At 48.7% G+C, this 20,492-nt stretch carries 20 protein-coding genes and 1 riboswitch; of the genes, 8 read left to right on the top strand and 12 right to left on the bottom strand.

All coding sequences use genetic code 11. The annotated features are described in order from the left end of the window. Positions 1-122: 122 nt before the first annotated feature. The 10 genes from atpA to mnmG all read right to left on the bottom strand — a co-directional run bounded on the left by atpA (position 123) and on the right by mnmG (position 9,553). Positions 123-1,664, bottom strand: coding sequence for a F0F1 ATP synthase subunit alpha (atpA, locus tag LMG33818_RS08445; RefSeq protein ID WP_442322934.1), 1,542 nt, complete (start codon positions 1,662-1,664; stop codon positions 123-125). A gap of 16 nt (positions 1,665-1,680) precedes the next feature. Further along, positions 1,681-2,223: a F0F1 ATP synthase subunit delta gene (locus LMG33818_RS08440; protein WP_442322933.1), complete on the bottom strand. Its 543-nt coding sequence runs from the start codon at positions 2,221-2,223 to the stop codon at positions 1,681-1,683. An 11-nt stretch (positions 2,224-2,234) separates the two neighbouring features. Next, complete coding sequence (locus tag LMG33818_RS08435) at positions 2,235-2,705, bottom strand: F0F1 ATP synthase subunit B (protein ID WP_442322932.1); 471 nt, start codon at positions 2,703-2,705, stop codon at positions 2,235-2,237. Positions 2,706-2,786: 81 nt separating this feature from the next. After that, complete coding sequence (gene atpE, locus LMG33818_RS08430) at positions 2,787-3,014, bottom strand: F0F1 ATP synthase subunit C (protein ID WP_442322931.1); 228 nt, start codon at positions 3,012-3,014, stop codon at positions 2,787-2,789. Between the two features lie 137 nt (positions 3,015-3,151). Continuing rightward, positions 3,152-3,964 carry a F0F1 ATP synthase subunit A gene (gene atpB, locus LMG33818_RS08425; protein WP_442322930.1) on the bottom strand — a complete coding sequence of 271 codons (813 nt, stop codon included), beginning with the start codon at positions 3,962-3,964 and terminating at the stop codon, positions 3,152-3,154. A 9-nt stretch (positions 3,965-3,973) separates the two neighbouring features. Beyond that, the gene (locus tag LMG33818_RS08420) at positions 3,974-4,393 is read right to left on the bottom strand and encodes an ATP synthase subunit I (RefSeq protein ID WP_442322929.1); all 420 of its coding nucleotides are present in this window, start codon (positions 4,391-4,393) and stop codon (positions 3,974-3,976) included. 396 nt (positions 4,394-4,789) lie between these two features. Then, complete coding sequence (locus LMG33818_RS08415; RefSeq protein ID WP_442323133.1) at positions 4,790-5,692, bottom strand: ParB/RepB/Spo0J family partition protein; 903 nt, start codon at positions 5,690-5,692, stop codon at positions 4,790-4,792. A gap of 501 nt (positions 5,693-6,193) precedes the next feature. Beyond that, on the bottom strand, positions 6,194-6,964 hold the full coding sequence (locus LMG33818_RS08410) for a ParA family protein (RefSeq protein ID WP_442322928.1): 771 nt from the start codon (positions 6,962-6,964) through the stop codon (positions 6,194-6,196). A 55-nt stretch (positions 6,965-7,019) separates the two neighbouring features. Then, a complete protein-coding gene (rsmG, locus tag LMG33818_RS08405) occupies positions 7,020-7,658 on the bottom strand; it encodes a 16S rRNA (guanine(527)-N(7))-methyltransferase RsmG (protein ID WP_442322927.1) in 639 nt (212 codons plus the stop codon). Beyond that, positions 7,655-9,553: a tRNA uridine-5-carboxymethylaminomethyl(34) synthesis enzyme MnmG gene (gene mnmG, locus LMG33818_RS08400; RefSeq protein WP_442322926.1), complete on the bottom strand. Its 1,899-nt coding sequence runs from the start codon at positions 9,551-9,553 to the stop codon at positions 7,655-7,657. Before mnmG ends, rsmG begins: the two co-directional genes overlap by 4 nt. Positions 9,554-10,218: 665 nt before the next feature. Between mnmG and LMG33818_RS08395 the strand changes: the two genes are divergently transcribed. Then, a complete protein-coding gene (locus tag LMG33818_RS08395; RefSeq protein WP_442322925.1) occupies positions 10,219-11,559 on the top strand; it encodes an MFS transporter in 1,341 nt (446 codons plus the stop codon). Between the two features lie 41 nt (positions 11,560-11,600). Here the strand turns inward: LMG33818_RS08395 and erpA are convergent, their stop codons facing one another. Next, a complete protein-coding gene (gene erpA / locus LMG33818_RS08390) occupies positions 11,601-11,954 on the bottom strand; it encodes an iron-sulfur cluster insertion protein ErpA (protein ID WP_442322924.1) in 354 nt (117 codons plus the stop codon). A 423-nt stretch (positions 11,955-12,377) separates the two neighbouring features. On the opposite strand from erpA, the gene LMG33818_RS08385 reads away from it, so the two are divergent. The 5 genes from LMG33818_RS08385 to LMG33818_RS08365 all read left to right on the top strand — a co-directional run bounded on the left by LMG33818_RS08385 (position 12,378) and on the right by LMG33818_RS08365 (position 16,965). Continuing rightward, a complete protein-coding gene (locus LMG33818_RS08385) occupies positions 12,378-12,809 on the top strand; it encodes a CopD family protein (RefSeq protein ID WP_442322923.1) in 432 nt (143 codons plus the stop codon). 10 nt (positions 12,810-12,819) lie between these two features. Continuing rightward, positions 12,820-13,620 (top strand): bifunctional hydroxymethylpyrimidine kinase/phosphomethylpyrimidine kinase, encoded by an 801-nt coding sequence (gene thiD / locus LMG33818_RS08380; RefSeq protein WP_442322921.1) that lies wholly within the window; start codon positions 12,820-12,822, stop codon positions 13,618-13,620. 1 nt (position 13,621) lies between these two features. Further along, entirely contained in the window at positions 13,622-14,266 is a 645-nt protein-coding gene (gene thiE / locus LMG33818_RS08375) for a thiamine phosphate synthase (RefSeq protein WP_442322920.1), read from the top strand. A gap of 100 nt (positions 14,267-14,366) precedes the next feature. Further along, on the top strand, positions 14,367-15,650 hold the full coding sequence (gene hemL / locus LMG33818_RS08370; protein WP_442322919.1) for a glutamate-1-semialdehyde 2,1-aminomutase: 1,284 nt from the start codon (positions 14,367-14,369) through the stop codon (positions 15,648-15,650). A gap of 148 nt (positions 15,651-15,798) precedes the next feature. After that, on the top strand, positions 15,799-16,965 hold the full coding sequence (locus tag LMG33818_RS08365) for a P-loop nucleotide/nucleoside kinase family protein (protein WP_442323132.1): 1,167 nt from the start codon (positions 15,799-15,801) through the stop codon (positions 16,963-16,965). A 134-nt stretch (positions 16,966-17,099) separates the two neighbouring features. Here the strand turns inward: LMG33818_RS08365 and LMG33818_RS08360 are convergent, their stop codons facing one another. Continuing rightward, on the bottom strand, positions 17,100-18,101 hold the full coding sequence (locus LMG33818_RS08360) for a HoxN/HupN/NixA family nickel/cobalt transporter (RefSeq protein ID WP_442322918.1): 1,002 nt from the start codon (positions 18,099-18,101) through the stop codon (positions 17,100-17,102). A 146-nt stretch (positions 18,102-18,247) separates the two neighbouring features. Further along, positions 18,248-18,484, bottom strand: a riboswitch (cobalamin riboswitch). 206 nt (positions 18,485-18,690) lie between these two features. Between LMG33818_RS08360 and rdgB the strand changes: the two genes are divergently transcribed. Together rdgB and hemW are read left to right on the top strand one after the other, a co-directional pair. Next, on the top strand, positions 18,691-19,290 hold the full coding sequence (gene rdgB, locus LMG33818_RS08355) for an RdgB/HAM1 family non-canonical purine NTP pyrophosphatase (RefSeq protein ID WP_442322917.1): 600 nt from the start codon (positions 18,691-18,693) through the stop codon (positions 19,288-19,290). Beyond that, on the top strand, positions 19,290-20,474 hold the full coding sequence (gene hemW, locus LMG33818_RS08350) for a radical SAM family heme chaperone HemW (protein ID WP_442322916.1): 1,185 nt from the start codon (positions 19,290-19,292) through the stop codon (positions 20,472-20,474). Before rdgB ends, hemW begins: the two co-directional genes overlap by 1 nt. Positions 20,475-20,492 lie beyond the last annotated feature (18 nt).

Below are 20,492 nucleotides of genomic sequence, written 5' to 3'. Positions count from 1 at the left end.
AACCCGGAACTGCGGCGCTAAATCAGTCAGGTACATTTGGCTAATGTACCTTCCCTGAATGTATTGACTACATGTTAAAGCGCCGCGTTACACCTCATTTCCCGATAGAAATAAAAGTGAATTTAGTTACGGGTCGCTTTGAAGCTTTCGACGGCTTCCTTGAGTCCTTTCTGGATCTCGTCGTCATAGCCGCCTTTCTGATTGATTTTATCCATCAGCTCGGCTTTTTCTGCATGCATGTATTCCAGCAGATCACGCTCGAAATTCAGGACATCATCAACAGCAACATCGCTTAGATAACCATTGTCAGCGGCATACAGTGAAACACCCATTTCAGCAACGGACATGGGAGAGTACTGTTTCTGCTTCATCAGCTCGGTGACACGCTTACCGTGTTCAAGCTGTTTGCGAGTCGCTTCATCCAAATCAGAAGCAAACTGCGAGAATGCCGCCAGTTCGCGGTATTGAGCCAGAGACAGACGAACACCACCACCCAGTTTCTTGATGATTTTGGTCTGTGCTGAACCACCCACACGCGAAACGGAAAGCCCCGCACTGATCGCCGGACGAATACCGGAATTGAACAGGCTGGTTTCCAGGAAGATCTGGCCATCGGTGATGGAGATAACGTTGGTCGGTACGAATGCACCTACGTCTCCACCCTGTGTTTCGATGATCGGAAGTGCTGTCAGCGAACCGGTTTTACCTTTGACTTCACCCTTGGTGAAGTTTTCAACGTACTCAGCGTTAACGCGTGATGCACGTTCAAGCAAACGAGAGTGCAGGTAGAAAATATCACCGGGGTAAGCTTCACGACCCGGAGGACGTCTCAGCAACAGTGAAATCTGACGGTATGCCCATGCCTGTTTGGTCAGGTCATCGAATACGATCAACGCATCTTCACCGCGGTCACGGAAATATTCACCCATGGTAGAGCCGGCATAAGGTGCCAGATACAACATCGCAGCAGGATCAGCAGCCCCTGCGTTAACGATGATGGTGTGTTCCATCGCACCATGCTCTTCGAGCTTGCGAACGATCTCGGCGATAGTGGACTGTTTCTGGCCAATCGCAACGTAAACACAGGTAACACCAGTACCTTTCTGATTGATAATGGTATCAATCGCGATAGCAGTTTTACCAATCTGACGGTCACCGATAATCAACTCACGCTGACCACGACCAATCGGCACCATGGCATCGATTGATTTCAAACCTGTTTGAACAGGCTGGTCAACACCCTGGCGCCAGATAACGCCGGGAGCGATTTTTTCAACGCGATCCGTCTGGGTTGTACCCAGTTCGCCTTTTCCGTCAATAGGATTACCGAGGGCATCCACGACACGGCCTACCAGTTCACGACCAACCGGAACTTCAAGGATCTGGCCTGTGCACTTGGCAGTCATGCCTTCGGAAAGGCTTTCGAATTCACCCAGAACAACGATACCTACGCTATCGCGCTCAAGGTTGAGCACCATACCGTACACGTCGTTGGGAAATTCAATCATTTCTCCGTACATGGCGTCATTCAGACCATATACGGTAACAATACCGTCAGCTACTTTAACGACAGTACCCTCGTTATGAGGTTCGATGTCAGTATCGATGTTGTCGATACGACTCTTGATAATGTCACTGATTTCGGAAGGATTCAGTTGCTGCATGCCATGTCCCCTGACCTCAGACTTTTAGACCATCTTTCAGTTCTGCCAATCGTCCACGCACTGAACCGTCAATAACGGTATCGCCTGCCTGAATGATGACACCACCGATAAGCGAGTCGTCTACTGAAGTGGTGATAGAGATATCTCGATCGAGACGCTTCTTAAGCGCTTGAGCCAGCTTGTTTTGCTGCTCCTCATTAAGCGCATAGGCGCTAATGATATTAACCTCGACGCGGCGCTCGTATTCATCTCGAGCGACCTCAAACTGCGCATGGATCTCGTCCAGCACGGGAAGCCGCTTATGTTCTGCGAGGAGAACGACGAAGTTTTTTACTTTCGGTTCCAGCTCGTCAGAACAGAGTTGGATAATGATCTCGGCTTGACGCTCGGCGTTGAGTCGAGGATCTTCAATGACCTCGACAACACGCGGTTGCTTGACTATAGAAGCCAGCAGCGCCAGCGCGCGAGACCAGGATTCCAGTGCCTTGCCTTCAACAGCTGCCTCAAAGGCAGCCTTGGAATATGGTCTGGCAATGGTAGCGGGATTCGACTGTGCCATCAGAGTTCCCCTTAGAGTTCTTCGGCAAGCTTGTTGAGAAGATCTTCGTGTTTCTTCTCATCAACCGAAGACTCAAGAATCTTCTCGGCACCCTGAACGACGAGTGATCCCACTTGAGCTCTCAATGCCTCTTTGGCAGATTGAAGCTCCTGTTCGATCTGGGCATGCGCTTCATCGATCATGCGCTGGCCTTCAGCTCGGGCAGAATCACGAGCTTCCTCGATCATCTTGTTCGAGCGGGAGCGAGCTTGCTCAACGATTTTTGCAGCCTCATCACGCGTATCACGCAGGATCTGTTCGGCTTCAGCCTGAGCACGATCCAGCTCTTCCTTCGCGCGATCAGCAGCATTCAATCCTTCTGCAATCTTCTTCTCACGCTCTGCGAGTGCGCCAGAAATCGGTGGCCACACATACTTCATGCAGATCCAGACAAAGACCACAAAGGTGATCATCTGTCCGATGAGTGTCAGGTTAATGTTCACAGGTATGTACCTTTGACTATTCGTGTTTACCGGAATCTTAAGAGCCGAGCGAGTTTTATCCTGATACCCGGCACCGCAGGATTAGCCAGCGACAGCGAACATCAGATACAGGCCGATACCAACACCGATCATCGGCACAGCATCAAGTAGACCAGCCATCAGGAACGCACGAGACATAAGCATGTTGCTCAGTTCAGGCTGGCGAGCGCTTGACTCAAGCAGTTTGCCGCCGAGAACACCGAAGCCAATGCCAGTGCCAAGTGCGCCAAGACCGATCATGATCGAAGCAGCGACGTAGATCATTTCCATGGTGAAGCTCCTATGGGTAACGCTAGGTTAAGTACAAAACAGATGTTAAATGCATACAGCATGTATTAGCTGCATACGACGTTCATCGATTCTCGATATACCCTTATGACATACCTGGGGATCGATAGTTGAGTTCATCAATGATGTTCGTGAGCCTGGCTCAGATAAACAATGGTGAGCATCATGAAGATGAAAGCCTGCAATGGAATAATGAGCAAGTGGAACACAGCCCACGGCACACCAAGCAGCCATTGAGCCCAAATGGGCAACATTGCAATCAGCAGGAATATCACATCGCCGGCAAAGATGTTACCGAACAGTCGTAATCCGAGTGATACCGGCTTGACCAGCAAATTTACCAATTCAAGAATCAGGTTGAAGGGAATCAACAACCAGTGATTGAAAGGTGTGAAAGAGAGCTCTTTGGCAAAACCGCCCACACCCTTGATTCGAAAACTATAGTAAAGAATCAGTACAAAAACGCTTAGGGCGATACCGAGGGTGATATTCGGATCAGAGGTCGGTACTGGTCTCATATGCTCGATGCCCATCAAACCTGCAATGCTGGGAATCAAGTCCATTGGCAGGAATTCCATTGAGTTCATCAAAAGAATCCAGACAAAAATGGTCAATGACAACGGTGCAATAAGCTTGCTCTCGCCCTGAAAACTGTCACGAACAAAACCGCTGACAAATTCAACCGTATATTCGACAACGTTTTGCAAGCCTTTCGGCACACCCGTGTTCGCCTTTTTGGCAACACCACGGAAGATCAGAAGGAAAATAGCCCCAAGGACTATCGACCATAACATTGAATCAACATTGATAGCCCAAAAGCCCATGGCTTTAACATCAGCCGTACTGTGCGCAAAGGACCAGCCATGCCCCGGGAGATATCCCAGGGTCAGGTTTTCAAGATGGTGACCGATGTACGATGAACCACTAGCCATTGATCCGCCTCAAATCCGACAGCGAAAAACACGTGTCAGTAGCCAGGGTACCAGCCACTGAACAAGCGTAATCGCTATGTAAGCAAAAAAGAAAAAAGCAGGGTTTGAAGGCGGCACCAGTATAAAAACCACGAGGAACAGTACCACTGTCAAACCAAACTTGCCTGCTTCTGCCCGATATAGTACACCGACCGATCGAGCAGCTCCTTTGGAGGAGTAAGCCTGCAAAAAACGGAGCGCGAAGTACAGGGCAGGAACAATACTGACGATTCCACCCCACATGGCGCTTTCCGCAGCACTACGAGACACCAACAGTGCTGTTAAAACCACAATGATGATGCCCAGCACCAACTGAACCAACACGGATTTGAAAGGTAGGGTATCGCGCGGCTTACGTTGAATCTTCACCGCGGAACTCGCTCTTTTCATGGAGTGCTCATTCACTTGAAGTCATAGACACATCAATAACCAACATTGATGTCAATTTTATTGATCACTTAAATTCTTCACCCAATTTCATCAATCAGAGAAGAATCCTTGACGGTCAATCCAAACAAATCAATGTCGGCCACAAAATTGTGCGGGATTATAAAGGTCGAGGGGAGGTGGCATCAATAAAATATTGCCGTAAACATGCTAATTTCAGCGAGAATTAGGAAAAAAAAGCGATTTTTTTCCTCAACCGCGACAAAACACCACAACCCAAGCGAAAATATAAGAAAATCCTAAGCCACAATCACCGTCCAAATAGCAGCGGACTGATATTCAGAGCGCTGCATAGTATATCTCATCTGGCACCCTGAGCCTATTGGATTGAAAAAATATTCAGCGAATATGGGACAAAATGCCGTCCAATTCATCCAGACTGGAATATTTGATTGAAACGCTGCCTTTGCCAGTCTTGCCATGGTCAATTTTGACAGCGGCCCCGAGTAATTCGCCCAATTGTAGTTCCAGTTTTGCCACATCATTATTGCGCGGCAACTCTTCACTCTTCGGTTTGAGCAATCGACGTACCAATGCTTCTGTTTGCCGGACAGTCAAACCCTTGGCTACAACATCCCGGGCAGTATGGCGTTGGCGTGTGCCTTTTAAAGCCAGCAGCGCGCGCGCATGGCCCACATCCAGTTCACGACGTTCCAGCATACCCAGCACTTCAGGTTCAAGGGAAAGCAAGCGTAGCAGATTGGTTACCTGCGTTCTGGATTTACCCACTGCCTCTGCCGTTTGTTGTTGCGTAAGCTCAAACTCATCCATCAGACGTTTCAATGCCAGGGATTCTTCAACGACGTTGAGGTCTTCACGCTGAATATTTTCGATCAGTGCCAGTGCCAGTGCCGCTTCGTCATCCAACTCGCGGACAATCGCAGGGATCACTGACAACCCTGCCAATTGGGCCGCACGCCAACGACGTTCACCTGCAATGATCTCATAACGGGGACGATCACCCGAGGCAACGGTTAAAGAGCGAACCACGATGGGTTGCATTAGCCCACGCGTTTTAATGGATTCGGCAAGCTCTTCCAATCGATCCTGATTGAATTCACGACGTGGTTGAAAACGTCCACGAGAAACGATACCCAGGGAAAGCCGAACCAGTTCATCCTGCTCGATGGGTGTTTTATTGGCAGTCGAAATTTTACTGGCTGTTGGTTTGCTCTCGGAAAGCTCAGATTCATTTGAGGATTCAGCCGATACCTGGGGCTGTTGCTCCGTTTTAGCTGAAATCTTCGAACCACCTTGACTGGCAGACGATTTATGCGATGACGCTGCTTTGGATGGAGTTTTCGAACGTGTAGTTGAAGAAGTTGTTGAAGAATGTTTTTCCGCAGAAGACGACTTTTCTCGAATTCCGCCCTTATCGGCACGTACAGGTGTTTTCTCAGGCGTTGGCTTGGCTACCGTAGAGTCGTCTTCTGTCGACACGCTTGTTTTATCAGGAGTAACGGGAACTTCCTGATGAGTGGTTTGAGCGCGAGAGCGAGCGCCAATTAAAGCATCGAGTCCACGACCGAGTGCACGCTTGCGTGTCATGCAGAAAATTCCTCATTAAAACCAGGCCTACACATAGACCATAACCACTGAAAAACGTGAATCACCAACACAAGAGCCAAGCTCCGGAAACACACCCAATGACCGTTATACTTTCAAATCATCGTTTTGAAAATCGTTTCTACTACGGCACAAATTTGATCAATATTTATTCAACAGTGCCATAGCAGCTTACCATCATAAAGACAGTTTTTTGATCAATTCCTTCGCTAATACACGATAAGCATGGCTACCACGGGACAGTTTTGCATATTTTGTCACTGGCATACCATGACTCGGCGCTTCAGCCACACGAATATTACGTGGAATCGCGGTTTTCAACAGATCGTCACCGAAGTAATCGAGCAACTGCTTGCTAACATCACGCGTCAAACTAATACGGTTATCGTACATGGTCCGCACGATGCCATAGATCGCGAGTGATGGATTGATGCTGTCGCGTACCTGATCAATGGTATCCAGCAGCGCTGACAGCCCTTCCAGCGCATAGAACTCACATTGCAGCGGGATCACCACACCATCTGATGCTGTCAGAGCATTCACTGTCAACATGTTCAGTGACGGCGGACAATCGATCAGAATGGCATCGTAATGATGCTTGATCGGCGCAAGTGCTTCCTTGAGTTGAAGCTCGCGTTCATCTACATCCAGCAAATTGACTTCAGCAGCCGTGAGATCGCCATTCCCCGGGAGCAAATCATATCCGGCTTCCTTGCAGGTAACGATAATATCACTGGCACTCAGATCACCGGACAAAAGGTCATAAATACTCCCTTTTGCCAGATCGTGCTTATCGACCCCGCTTCCCATGGTCGCATGGCCCTGTGGATCAAGATCGATCAGCAATACGCGACGCTTCAGCGCTCCCAATGAGGCAGCCAAGTTCACTGCGGTCGTTGTCTTGCCAACCCCGCCTTTCTGGTTGGTGAGCGCGATGATATGAGTCAAAACTAATCTTCCTTGCCTTGGGTTATTACTTGGGCTGTTACTTTCACTTTAGTGATTATTTTACTGCGAGCCGCACCAGGTGTCGTGCTGCTGATTCACCGGGAACCTTGAGCTCAATACGTTGCTGCTCTTGTACATCGTCAGGAATATCCAGAGTAGAGTCAATGCGTCCCATCATCGCCAGCCACTCACCTTGCGGAGAAAGTTGGCTACGGGTCAGCTCCACAAAGGTGTCAACCGAGGCGAAAGCACGGCTAATAATCTGATCAAAGCCTTGTTCATCAACAAATTCTTCAATGCGCGAATGAACCGGAAACACATTGGACAAACCGAGTTCGAGTACAGCCTGTCGCTGAAAGCGTACCTTTTTTCCATTACTGTCGAGCAGAGTGACCTCAATATCGGGCCGTAAAATGGCCAATACAATACCCGGTAAACCGGGACCGGACCCTACATCCAGGAGCCTTGGGCCTTTCACCCAGGGTAAAACACTCAGACTGTCCAGAAGGTGACGACTAACCATATCGGCAGGATGTCGAACGGCCGTCAGATTGAAAGCCTTGTTCCACTTGGTGAGCAGCGCCACATAGTCAACGAGCGTCCCGATAGTCGCAGCATCGGTGACAATACCGAGCTCATCCAACCCGGCCTGTAATTGTGCCTCAAGCCCCTCGGGTAGCATTGACTGGCTCATCCTGCATTAACCTTGGTGGTAGAGACCCGCTGGTGTTTTTTCAGCTGAATCAATAACAACGATACAGCTGCAGGCGTTACCCCAGAAATTCTGGAAGCTTCAGCAAGTGTACCGGGTTTCGCACGTTCCAGCTTCTGACGGATTTCGTTGGATAATCCATCAATGCTTGAATAATCAAGGTCACTTGGCAGCGGGGTTTGTTCGTGACGTTTAAGCTTTTCGATTTCATCAGTTTGACGATCGATATAGCCCTGATATTTTGCCTGAATCTGGACCTGTTCAGCCGCTGCCAACTCAATATCAGGGAGTTCACCCCGTTTCAGCGGAGCAATGTCCGAGTACACCAGCTCAGGACGTTTTAGCAAATCGAGCAGGTTATGTTCCCTACCCAATTCACCGATTTTGCCGGATAACATGCCCGCTTCTTCACTTTTGGGCTGAATCCAGGTGCTCGCCAAGTGGGTACGCTCGCGTTCAATGGCACTCACTTTCCGTTCAAAAGCGGCCATTCGAGTATCATCAACCAAACCCAATTCACGGCCCTTCGGTGTCAGGCGTAAATCTGCATTATCTTCACGTAAAAGCAAACGGTATTCGGCGCGTGAGGTGAACATACGGTAGGGCTCTTGGGTGCCCAAGCGAATCAGGTCATCAACCATCACACCGATATAGGCTTCGTCACGACGTGGGTACCATGCATCCTTGCCCTGAGCACGCAGTGCAGCGTTCAAACCTGCCAACAGGCCCTGGGCACCCGCTTCCTCGTATCCGGTAGTGCCGTTGATTTGCCCTGCAAAGAAGAGGTTTTCGACAAAACGGGTTTCCAGCGAGTGTTTCAGATCTCGTGGGTCAAAGAAATCATATTCAATGGCATATCCCGGGCGCGTAATGAACGCATTTTCGAACCCTTCAATCGAACGCACCAATTCAAGCTGAGCATCGAAAGGTAACGATGTCGAGATTCCGTTGGGATAAAGTTCATGCGTAGTCAGACCTTCCGGTTCAATAAAGATCTGATGGCTGTTTTTGTCTGCAAAACGCTGGATTTTGTCCTCGATGGAAGGGCAATACCGTGGTCCAATACCCTCGATGACACCTGAGTACATGGGAGAGCGATCCAGACTACCGCGAATAATGTCATGTGTGCGCTCATTGGTGTTGGCAATGAAACAATTGACCTGTCGAGGATGCATGTCAGTGTTGCCCAGGTACGACATGACCGGTGTCGGTGTATCACCCGGTTGTACCTGAAGCGTGCTGAAATCAACGGTTTTGGCATCAATGCGGGGTGGAGTACCTGTTTTCAACCGTGCGACATTGAATGGCAGTTCACGCAAACGTTGAGCCAGAGCGGAAGCACTTGGGTCTCCTGCACGCCCGCCACTGTGGTGTTCGAGTCCAATATGAATAACACCGCCAAGGAAAGTACCCGTACATAACACAACGGTTTGTGCCATGAAGCGTATCCCCGCCTGGGTTTCAACTCCTGTTACACGATCGCCATCAACGATCAGATCACTGACAGCCTGCTGAAAGATCGAAAGGTTGGGCTGATTTTCCAGCATCGTGCGAATAGCAGATTTGTACAGAATACGATCAGCCTGTGCACGTGTAGCGCGAACTGCAGGGCCCTTGCGTGAGTTCAGTACGCGAAACTGAATGCCACCCTTGTCGGCGGCGAGTGCCATGGCACCCCCCAACGCATCAATCTCCTTGACCAGATGACTTTTACCTATCCCGCCAATGGCGGGATTACAGGACATCTGACCCAGAGTCTCAATGTTGTGTGTCAGCAATAACGTGTTAACGCCCATTCGGGCAGCGGCTAGTGCGGCTTCTGTGCCTGCGTGGCCACCGCCGATGACGATAACGTCAAAACGGTCGGGATAATCCACGTGGATACCTCAAATCATGGAAATTCACTGACGCCTCAACGCTTCCGTAAGCGGAAAGCAATGAGAAGGGTCAGTGAATTTGTAAAAGTTCATTGAATATGGATGCGCAGTATAGCGCGCCTGTGGGTAACCGTCAGGAGTTTTACACAGGAAAATTGAAAAACAGGAAGTGTATTTACTAAATAATATAAAAAAGATTTATGTTTTTAAGAAGTTTTATTATGGTGATTACTATTACATACCCTGTTTTTTGTGCATAAATCCAATAACCTTATAAAAAACAGTATGTTATAGGCATAATAACCGTTTGCAAAAACCTCGGATGGGCTGGGTACGATGCGTGGGTAAGGTGTGAATGAATTGTACACTTATCCACAGTGCGAATTATCCACCCTTTATCTACTGGTGAGTACATTGCTTATTAACGTAGTAGTTAACGTTTACGTTAAAGGTCTTTCGGTGCCCATTTCATGGGAGATACAGGCTGATTTTGGACATTTGTAAAAAATTTTTTCCACAGTCTGAAAAAGATGCTTTTTATCGAAAAAAATTCATGAATTAAGCGATATTTAAGCTTTGGGTGTGCTCAAGCGCATTCAAAAGAACCCCTGCTTCTGTAACACTGACATTCAATAACAATAATTTTGTCACCTGGATGGATGCTTATGTCTTCCGAATACTCTCTTGAACAAGTACCTGCTCGCACCCCGGTTTTACGTATCTTTCAATTAATCATTGCTGTTTTATGCATGATGACAATTTCCAGCCCTCAGTATGTCTGGACCCTTTTCACCACACCCTTGGGTCACAAACTCGGGTATGGGCTTGCCTCAATACAGGTAACTTTTTCTCTCCTCATTATCATCCAGACGCTCTTTTCTCCTCTTCAGGGCTGGTTACTTGAACGTTTCGGTATTCGAACTCTCATCAGTATTGGATGTTTGTTGAGTGGCAGCAGTTGGGTATTGTCCGGTTACACGGATTCATTGTGGGGACTTTATCTTGCCTATGGCGTTTTGGGTGGCATAGGTACAGGTATTGTTTATCTGGGATGTGTAGCACTGATGGTGCGCTATTTTCCTGACAGGCGTGGTTTTGCGGTAGGTATGGTGGCCTCTGGCTATGGTATGGGCGCCATGTTGACAACCTTACCTATAAGTCATCTTCTTGATACGCATGGGTTGAACACTACATTGATTGTCTTTGGTGCCATCATGGCTGTCATCGGTATTGTACTGGCTCAATTTTTGAGAGTTCCTGATGTGACAGCTATTGGGATACCTGGGGCTGGATATAGTGCAAAACGTTATGGCATTAAGACCGCGAAAGTAATTCATAAAGAAACGAAGCCGTATAGGGAGGAGAAGGAATTATCCGAGGATGGACTGGAAGCCGAAAGGCAATTTACACCCCGCCAAATGCTGGCTACCCCTTTGTTTTGGCTCATGTTTATCATGTTCACCCTGATGGCAACCTCAGGGCTCATGGTAACGTCACAATTGGCAACGTTTGCTCATGATTTTGGCATTGCATCGATCACGCTCTTCGGGATGTCGGCAATCCCTCTGGCGTTGACGCTGGATCGTCTTTGCAATGGCGCCACTCGCCCATTGTTTGGCTGGATTTCAGATCATATCGGGCGTGAAAATACCATGGCATTGGCCTTTGGTATGGAAGGAGTCGCTATGACTCTTTGGCTGGTCCTGATACACCATCCGGTTATTTTTGTACTGATGTCAGGCGTGGTGTTTCTGGGATGGGGAGAAATTTTTTCACTGTTTCCGTCACTACTTACGGATGTTTTTGGTACCCGACATGCGGCCACCAATTATGGCTTCCTCTATATAGCGCAAGGTATCGGTTCCATTTTAGGCGGTCCGCTGGCTGCTACCTTGTATAGTACCCAGCATAGTTGGATACCGGTGTTTATTTTGACGATCAGTTGTGACTTTGTTACCGCGTTATTGGCACTCTTTGTACTGAAGCGTTGGAGGATGAACGTATGACAGAGGCTATAGAGTGTTAAAATAACCTCTGCATCGTATGATCAAATACCGAAGGATGCACCGCAACCGCATGTGGTGGTCGCATTTGGATTGTGAACAAGGAAACGAGCGCCTGCCAGCCCTTCTTCATAATCAACCGTTGAGCCTACGAGATATTGATAACTCAGCGGATCAATCAGCATGGAGACACCGTCCTTCTCGACAATGGTGTCGTCGTCTTCCATATTTTCACTGAAATCGAAACCATATTGGAAACCGGAGCACCCGCCGCCGGTGACATACACTCTAAGTTTGAGTTCAGGATTGTTTTCGGCTTCCGCCAGCGTGCGTATGCGCGCCGCTGCCTTTTCGGTAAGAAACAGAGGGCTTGGCACGAAAGATTCGGCACCACTCATAAGATTTACTCCTCTGACGATTGCCAAGGGCAATAACGTAGAATGATCACTTCACGGTTATCAGGATATATTCCTGAAGATGACCTATATTGGCAATAGTGTATCATCATCCCGAGTCACTTAACGAAGGCACGAGCATGAAAATGAGGCTAACATCGTTTTTTTGCCCCGTTTTTTACTCGTTTCCGTTGGCTGACGTGTTCGAACCCACTTATCGTGCTTTATAATCCCTGCATTATGACAAATCTTATTTGGGTATCGGCAATTGACTTGGCTGCTTTATTCGAGTCATCGAGGTGTTGTGAGTGTTGGCCCACAATGATGAACTGACCATTCTTCCTTGTACCTGCTTGATGGATAACAACACTGGCAAAAGATACTGACCAGCGATCAAAATATAATTAACGATATAGGGGAGCTAACATGTTTGCTTGGCTATTAGCATTTCACTTGATTTCAATCATGATGTGGTTTGCAGGATTGTTCTACCTGCCCCGTTTATTCAAATATCACGCATTCACCCTGCGGCAGAATGATGAACAGGGAGCACGACGTTTCGAGGTGATGGAACGCAAGCTTTACAGAGTGATCATGAATCCGGGGATGATCGCAACTCTGGTATTCGGGGTCTTGCTGATTTTTCCTACGTACCATTATGTTCTAGGGACTGCCTGGTTCTGGGTCAAGATTGTTCTGGTGCTGCTTCTGGTGGGATACCACCACATGTGTCTGGCTTTCATGCGTAAACTGCGTACCAACAAAGGTAAGCCACGTTTCTTCTACAAGGTATTCAGCATGATTCCTCCAGTCATTATCGGGGTGATCATTGTTCTAAGTATTGTAAAACCTTTCTGACTGTAGACTAATGACCACACATACTCGTCCCCCTGTTGTTATGGTCTTTGCTGGTGTTGATCCGACCAATGGTGCCGGCACAGGGGCTGACATGGAAGCTATACGTGCTGCCGGCGGTTGGGCATTGACGGTACCTACAGCCCTAACCGTTCAGGATACGTCTAATGTGGCTCGGGTCGAGCCGGTATCTGCTGACTATATCCGGGCAGCTGCCCAATGCGCCATGGCCGATATTACTCCTGATGCTTTCAAGATCGGATTGGTCTCCAGTATCGAGAGCATGGAGGCTATCGCGACCTTGATTGCCGAGCATCCCTCGATACCCGTAGCGATTGACCCTGTCCTTAAAGCGGGGGGTGGTGCAGAGCTCTCCTCGGCTGAATTGATGGCGGCTTTTCGTTCACTGCTTCTGCCGTTGGCGACGATCATTACGCCCAATCGGTTGGAACTCAGCCGTCTGGTGCCCGAAGAGTCCACTGATAACGATCGGGCGCGTAGTATCTATGACCGTGGTTGTTCGGTTTTACTGACGGGTACAGATCCCTTGGATGGAGAACATGTGAGCGAAGTGGTGGAGCACAGCCTCTATCGTGCTGACCATGCGCCTGTGCGGTGGCAATGGCCGCGGCTTTCCTGGCACTATCATGGATCCGGATGTACATTGACGTCTCGTTTGGCGCTGGAATTGGCGCAAGGAACGCCTCTCGAACGTGCATGCGAATTGGCGCAAAGCAGCACATGGCTAGCGCTGAATAGTGCTTATGAACTCGGTCATGGGCAGCTTATGCCTCATCGCCTTTATCCGGATTGATATGTCGTTTTCAACTCCCGATTCCGCAAATTGGAAAACCGGTATCTATGGCATTACCGATGCGCACCTGATGCCGGATGACCACACTCTTTTTCAGCGGGTTTCTTCTGCATTGAAAGCAGGATTGGCTCTCCTGCAGTATCGTGATAAATCGGAAGATCCAGTTAAACGCTTGCGTCAGGCCAAACTGCTGAAAGCGCTTTGTAGTGAATATCAGGTCCCTCTTGTCATTAATGATGACCTGTCATTGGCTGAAAAGCTTGGTGTAGGCGTCCACCTGGGGCAGGAAGATGGCTCCATTCGCCGAGCCCGACAAATACTTGGGAAACACGCCATCATTGGGGCGACGTGTCATGACAGTATAGCGTTGGCTCAGGAAGCTCTCGACGAAGGTGCCAGCTACCTGGCCTTTGGGCGTTTCTTCCCTTCTCAAACAAAACCGAATGCACGTCAGGCGCCTCTTTCGTTATTGGAAAAGGCGAAATACCTCGGCTCTCCCATTGTAGCTATCGGTGGGATAGAGGCTTCCAATGCGTATCAGTTGGTGGCATCGGGTGCTGATCTGCTTGCGGTTGTACATGCCATTTTTGCAACAGATGACCCTGAACAAGCCGTTTTATCCCTTAAAAAAGCGATGAAAGGCTAGTCTGTGGCTTGCCAAGCGTTCGCTATCGGCTTAGTGTTGCCGCTAATTTTTATCGTGCTATAGATAGTTCAAGTCATTCCGGATATATCAGGACCTGATCATGACAACTTCCCAGCAATTGTTTGACCTCGCTCAACAGCATATTCCCGGTGGTGTTAATTCCCCTGTACGTGCCTTCAAGGGTATTGACCGTGCTCCTGTGTTCATTGAACGTGCCAAGGGCCCCTATTTGTATGATGTTGAAGGTAAACAATACATTGATTATGTCGGTTCCTGGGGCCCCATGATTACCGGACATGCTGATCCTGATGTCTTGAAAGCCGTTAGCGGACGGCTGGAAGAAGGGCTTTCTTTTGGTACCCCAACCGCGATTGAAACGACCATGGCTGATCTGGTATGCGACATCATGCCCTCGATTGATATGGTGCGTATGGTCAATTCCGGGACTGAAGCGACCATGTCGGCCATTCGACTGGCTCGTGGCTATACCGGTCGAGACAAGATTCTCAAATTTGAAGGGAATTATCATGGCCACGTGGATTCATTGTTAGTGAAAGCAGGATCAGGTGCGCTAACGCAGGGTGAGCCCAGCTCTCCGGGTGTGCCGGAGGGTCTGGCAGAACTGACACTGACGCTTCCCTACAATGACAGTGAAGCCGTGCGTGATCTTTTCGCCAATATTGGCGATGAAATCGCCTGTATCATTGTTGAACCCGTGGCAGGGAATATGAACTGTATTCCTCCTCAGCCCGGTTTTCTTGAAACCTTGCGCGAAGTCTGTGATCAAAGTGGTGCTGTTCTGATTTTTGATGAGGTCATGACAGGCTTCCGCGTCGCGTTGGGTGGCGCTCAGGCCCATTATGGTATCACTCCCGATCTGACCTGTTTGGGTAAGATTGTTGGTGGTGGAATGCCCGTGGGTGCCTTTGGTGGCAAGCGTGAAATCATGAGTCAGATTTCACCCCTTGGTCCGGTTTATCAGGCCGGTACGCTTGCCGGTAACCCCTTGGCCATGGCAGCCGGCATCACCTTGCTGAACAAGATTCGTGAACCCGGCTTTCATGAGTCCCTTTCAGCACGTGTGAAAACGCTGACAGAAGGGCTTCAAACATTGGCTGATGACGCGGGAATCCCTTTCCTGACACATCAGGCAGGGGGGATGTTCGGTCTGTTCTTTACGGATCAAAAGGATGTCACCAACTTCTCTGAAGCGACTGCCTGTGACATGAATATGTTCCATCGATTCTTCACCTCCATGTTGGATCAGGGCATTTATCTGGCACCGTCAAACTACGAAGCCGGCTTTATGTCCAGTGCCCATGAAGAGCAGCATATTCAAGCCACACTGGATGCGGCCAAAAAGGCGTTTGCACAACTGAAATAATGGTTTCAGGTTATAAACCGGTTCGAATAAAGCGTTAACTTCCTTTGCCAGGCGCTTATACGACGAATACCGGATAAACAAGGAAAGCATGAAGAGTAACGCTGGGCCCTTGTCAGGCCGTACTCTACAGGAGCTCACTGTGTCACAGATGTCACGCAACGCATTGTTTCAGTCTTTCTACCGTCATGGTGTGATTGACGAAGAGACGCTGAAAAATGCCGATACCTTTGATCAGGCAGGTATGATCGACCTTTGTCATCACATTGCTGATGTCATGCTGACGCGTCGTTCTACCCCGGTTCAATCGGAAGGTCTATCTTCCTATCAACGTCTTGATCAGGCGATGGTTGCCGTCATCAATCGGTTGCGCGCTCATCCCAATGCGCAGCCTCATCTGGATGAACTGGATCAAATCTCTTTCTATGCTGAGGAAGCCTTTGCACGGATGGCGCCGACACTCGAAAAACGGTGTCAACAGGGTTTCTGCATCCCTGTGGGAGATGTAGAAGAGGGCGATATATGCCTCGAATTGGTGTCTATTTGTTGCGATATTCTGATTCTGGACAGCTTGTCTCATGCCAATGAGGTCGTTGACCGTTATCTGGAAGGATGCGGCGATTTTGGCATGATGCGCCTCTTTGATTATGCGGCGGTCTACTATGCCCTATTGCGTGCCGAAGCAGCAGCGGACGACCCGCAGGCATTGCAGCAATTCATTGAAGCTATCATTTACATTTATGAATTTCGCATTCCGTATTTATTACTGGGTGTGGGCGTTATCGGTAGTGGGAAAAGCCGTTTTACACGATCGGCCATGCGTGAATTGGCGGGTATTCGCGTTCGTTCCAATGTAGAACGTCGTCGTTTGATGGAACAGCGTAAGGCTCAGGGATTACCAGAGCTTGAACTTCATTCGGATGAAATGACTGAGCTAACCTATCAGCATATGGCCCGAATTACTGGTGCCTTATTGGAAGCCAGTTATCCTGTCTATATCGATGCAACATGCCTCAAGCGCTCCCAGCGATCTCAATTAAGGGATCAGGCGCAATATAGGGGGCTAGCGGTCGCCATGGTTCACTTCATGGCGGATCGTGAAACACTTGAAGAGCGTATCGAACGGCGTTCGCAGAAGCAAGACCAGGATACTTCCCACGCATTGGCTATTCTCCACGCGCAACTGAATGATTTTGAGCCATTCGAAGCAGATGAAAAAATTCACCTGATTCAGCTGGATACCAGTGAAGATCAGGCCAACGAGACGCTGGTGGGTATGATTCGGGAACACTTACGAATCAGCAATAATCAATTCTGATCTTCGTTTTATATCCCATTTTTTCTCGGAATTAGAAAATAAAACGCCGTGGCTGAACAAGTCACGGCGTTTTTGATTGCGCAGCTGATATACATCAGTTTGATGATTTGCGGCGACGTACAATAGGCATATTGCTAATGGTGGTCACTTGGCATCCTCACTTCCACGTCATCCAACCTCTTTATTTTGTAGATAACGAACGAAGCTACCCAGGCAATAATGAACAAACCTATGATGCTGAAGCCAATATCATTGAAATTATCATTCAGAAAATTCAAACCCTCCCAGAACCAGCCTTCCAGATTCAGCTGATTGCCAATCAATCCCAGTGCTTCGATTCCACCGATGAACACAGCAACAATAATGGACACAGCGGTGATGGACATATTGTAGTAAAGCTTTCTAATCGGCTTCACGAAGGCCCAATTATAGGCTCCCAACATCATGACCCCATCGACTGTATCGACGAGAGACATGCCCGCAGCAAACAGAAAGGGGAAAACTATGATCGATTCAAAGGGTACTCCTTTGGCCGCCTGTGCGCCGGAAACACCGAACATGGCTACCTCAGTCGCAGTATCGAATCCGAGGCCAAATAGAAAGCCCAAGGGGTACATGTGCCAGCTTTTACTGACAAATCGGAACAAGGGTTTGAACAGCCGTGACAGAATACCGCGATTATTCAGCAGGATATCCATGTCTTCCTGTACATAAGTGCCTCCTGCTCTAATGCGTTTGTAATTGCGGTAGATCGAGATAAAAATCGCGATATTCATGGCCGCAATTATCAATAGGAAGGTGGCAGATACGCTGGTACTGATAATACCTGTGATAGAACTGGCGGCTTCCATGGAGTTAAAGGTCGAAGCGGCCAACGCTACACATGCGGCTGCAATGATGACTACGGTTGAATGCCCCATGGCAAAAAAGAAGCCCACCGAAACAGGGCGTTGATCCGTCTGCATCAGTTTTCGAGTGACATTGTCTATCGCTGCGATATGGTCCGCATCGACCGCATGGCGTAATCCCAGGCTATAAATCAGTAGGGCGATACCCAGTAGTCCGGGTTTGTCCCAGAAGGCAATGAAGGCCCATAGCCAGGCACCGGCATTCATGATAATGAGCAGAGTGCTCATTGTGATCAATCGTTGTTTGAAGTGGTCACTCTTTTCGTGACATAACGCTTGTAAGGCTTTTAGCATGGTTGGGTCTCTGTATCAGGGCGTCAAAATGTCATGACAGAAGCAACGCGTGCCCATCGGATCACCCCGCCCGATGTTTCTGTAATGACGCCGTAATGGCAGGTCTCCTGGCTTACAACGCTTGGCTGAGCAAGCAGATTCACCTTCCCGATTCAGAGGCATCAGTGGTATTTGAATCATTCAGAGTTGTATACAGTTGCGGGGGCAGCTGAAGACTTGTGGCTGTGAAGTGCTTTATATGCCGTTATATTCACAGAAAGCCACGTACTCCATTCCCTTTTAATCCCGAGGGGGGAACCATCAAAGTGAATGTATCACGTTGCCCTTCTGATCGCATGAAAAGTGTACTATTTACCTAAAAAATGAAATGAACCAGTGATGTTTATTTGACCTCCCCGTAAAATAGTGACTTTTAGTGCTTTTGTTCACTTCTTATAAGTACTTCTTGTAAGTACATTCGAGGCTGTTCAGAGTCCAGGCAGCGCTTTTTGAATGGATACTCAGGTTTTAAGGAAGAATTTGGATGGCGATACGCGAATGGGTGCTTGCCAGTGGTAATGCCGGCAAACTGAATGAATTTAACGAGCTATTGTCTCCCCTTGGTTACCATCTTTCCTCACAAGCGGATCATGGGGTTTCTGATGTTGAAGAGACGGGATTAACCTTCGTTGAAAACGCGCTAATCAAGGCGCGCGCTGCTGCCCGTGCCAGTGGCTTACCTGCATTGGCGGATGATTCGGGGTTGGTTGTAGACGCCTTGAATGGCGAGCCGGGTATCTACTCTGCGCGCTATGCAGGCGAGCCTTCTGACGATGAAGCCAACAATGCTAAATTATTGGCGGCATTGGCCGATATACCGGAAGGGAAGCGTCAAGCGAAATACTGGTGTGCATTGGTTTATCTGCGTCATGCAGAAGATCCTTCCCCATTGGTTATTCAGCGTGAATGGCGCGGTGATATTCTGTCCCATCCCAGGGGAGAAGGTGGCTTTGGCTATGATCCCCTGTTTTGGATTCCTGAACAGGGTGTAAGCGCCGCTGAACTTCCCGCCAGCGAAAAAAACAGGTTGAGCCACAGAGGCCGCGCGGTAGCTGCACTCGTTGAAGCACTGAAGGATGCCTGATGAATTACGAGGGTAACTTGCCACCGCTTTCTTTATACATTCACGTGCCGTGGTGTGTCCGCAAGTGCCCCTATTGTGATTTCAATTCGCATGGCATTGGTCATGAGGCTGTTCCGGAAGAAGCTTATATATCCGCTCTGATTCAGGATCTTGAGCAGGATTTGGCGCATGTTGCTGTTCGTCCACTCACCAGTATTTTCATCGGCGGGGGGACGCCCAGCCTCCTCTCGGAATCAGCATACCAGCGATTGTTGCCTGCAATAGAAGAACGTCTGCCTTTCGCTGAGGATATTGAAATTACCCTGGAGGCAAATCCGGGGACTTTTGAACAGAAACGATTTGAAGGTTTCAGAAAGGCAGGAATCAACCGGCTCTCATTGGGTATTCAGAGCTTCAATGATCGCCATCTTGAAGTGTTGGGGCGTATCCATTCCGGCGCAGATGCCATTCGTGCCATTACTGCCGCGCGTACAGCAGGTTTCGATAATATCAACCTTGATTTGATGCATGGATTGCCAGACCAACAGCAGGAAGAGGCGTTGGCCGATATTCAGCAAGCGCTTGATTTGTCACCGGAACATATCTCCTGGTATCAGCTTACTCTGGAGCCCAACACGACCTTTTATTCCAGGCCGCCTGTCCTGCCGAATGAAGATATCCTTTATGATATTCAGGAAGCAGGGCACCAGTTACTGGAAGAAGCAGGCTTCAGTCGCTATGAAATATCCGCTTATGCCAGTCATAAAACGCGCAGGGCAAGGCACAACCTGAACTATTGGCGTTTTGGTGATTATTTGGGGATCGGCGCCGGGGCGCATGGAAAACTAAGCCATCGGGATGCTCAAGGGCAACTCATGGTTGAGCGGCGTTGGAAAAGTCGGCAACCACAGTCCTATCTGCAACGTGTTACAGATCCGCGTGGATTTCTGGCAGGAAAAAAGGAAATAGACCCCTCTGAAATCGGTCTTGAATTTCTCCTTAATACATTACGTCTGGTAGAGGGTGTGCCTGCGGAACTCTGGCCGGTGAATACAGGTCTATCCCTAAAGAAGTACATGGATCAAACGTCTTTGGCACGCCAGCGGGGTTTATTGGTGGATACACCTGATCGTATACAGGCCAGTGAAAAAGGGCTGCTTTTTCTTAATGATTTACTCGCCTTGTGCGAAAACGCTACTTTGTAAAATGTCGTGTGTCCTATC

It is taken from the genome of Cernens ardua, assembly GCF_051251085.1.
GTDB lineage: Bacteria > Pseudomonadota > Gammaproteobacteria > Pseudomonadales > Halomonadaceae > Cernens > Cernens ardua.
The sequence above is the reverse complement of the archived record's forward strand: the minus strand, read 5'-3'. Positions and strand labels throughout refer to the sequence as shown.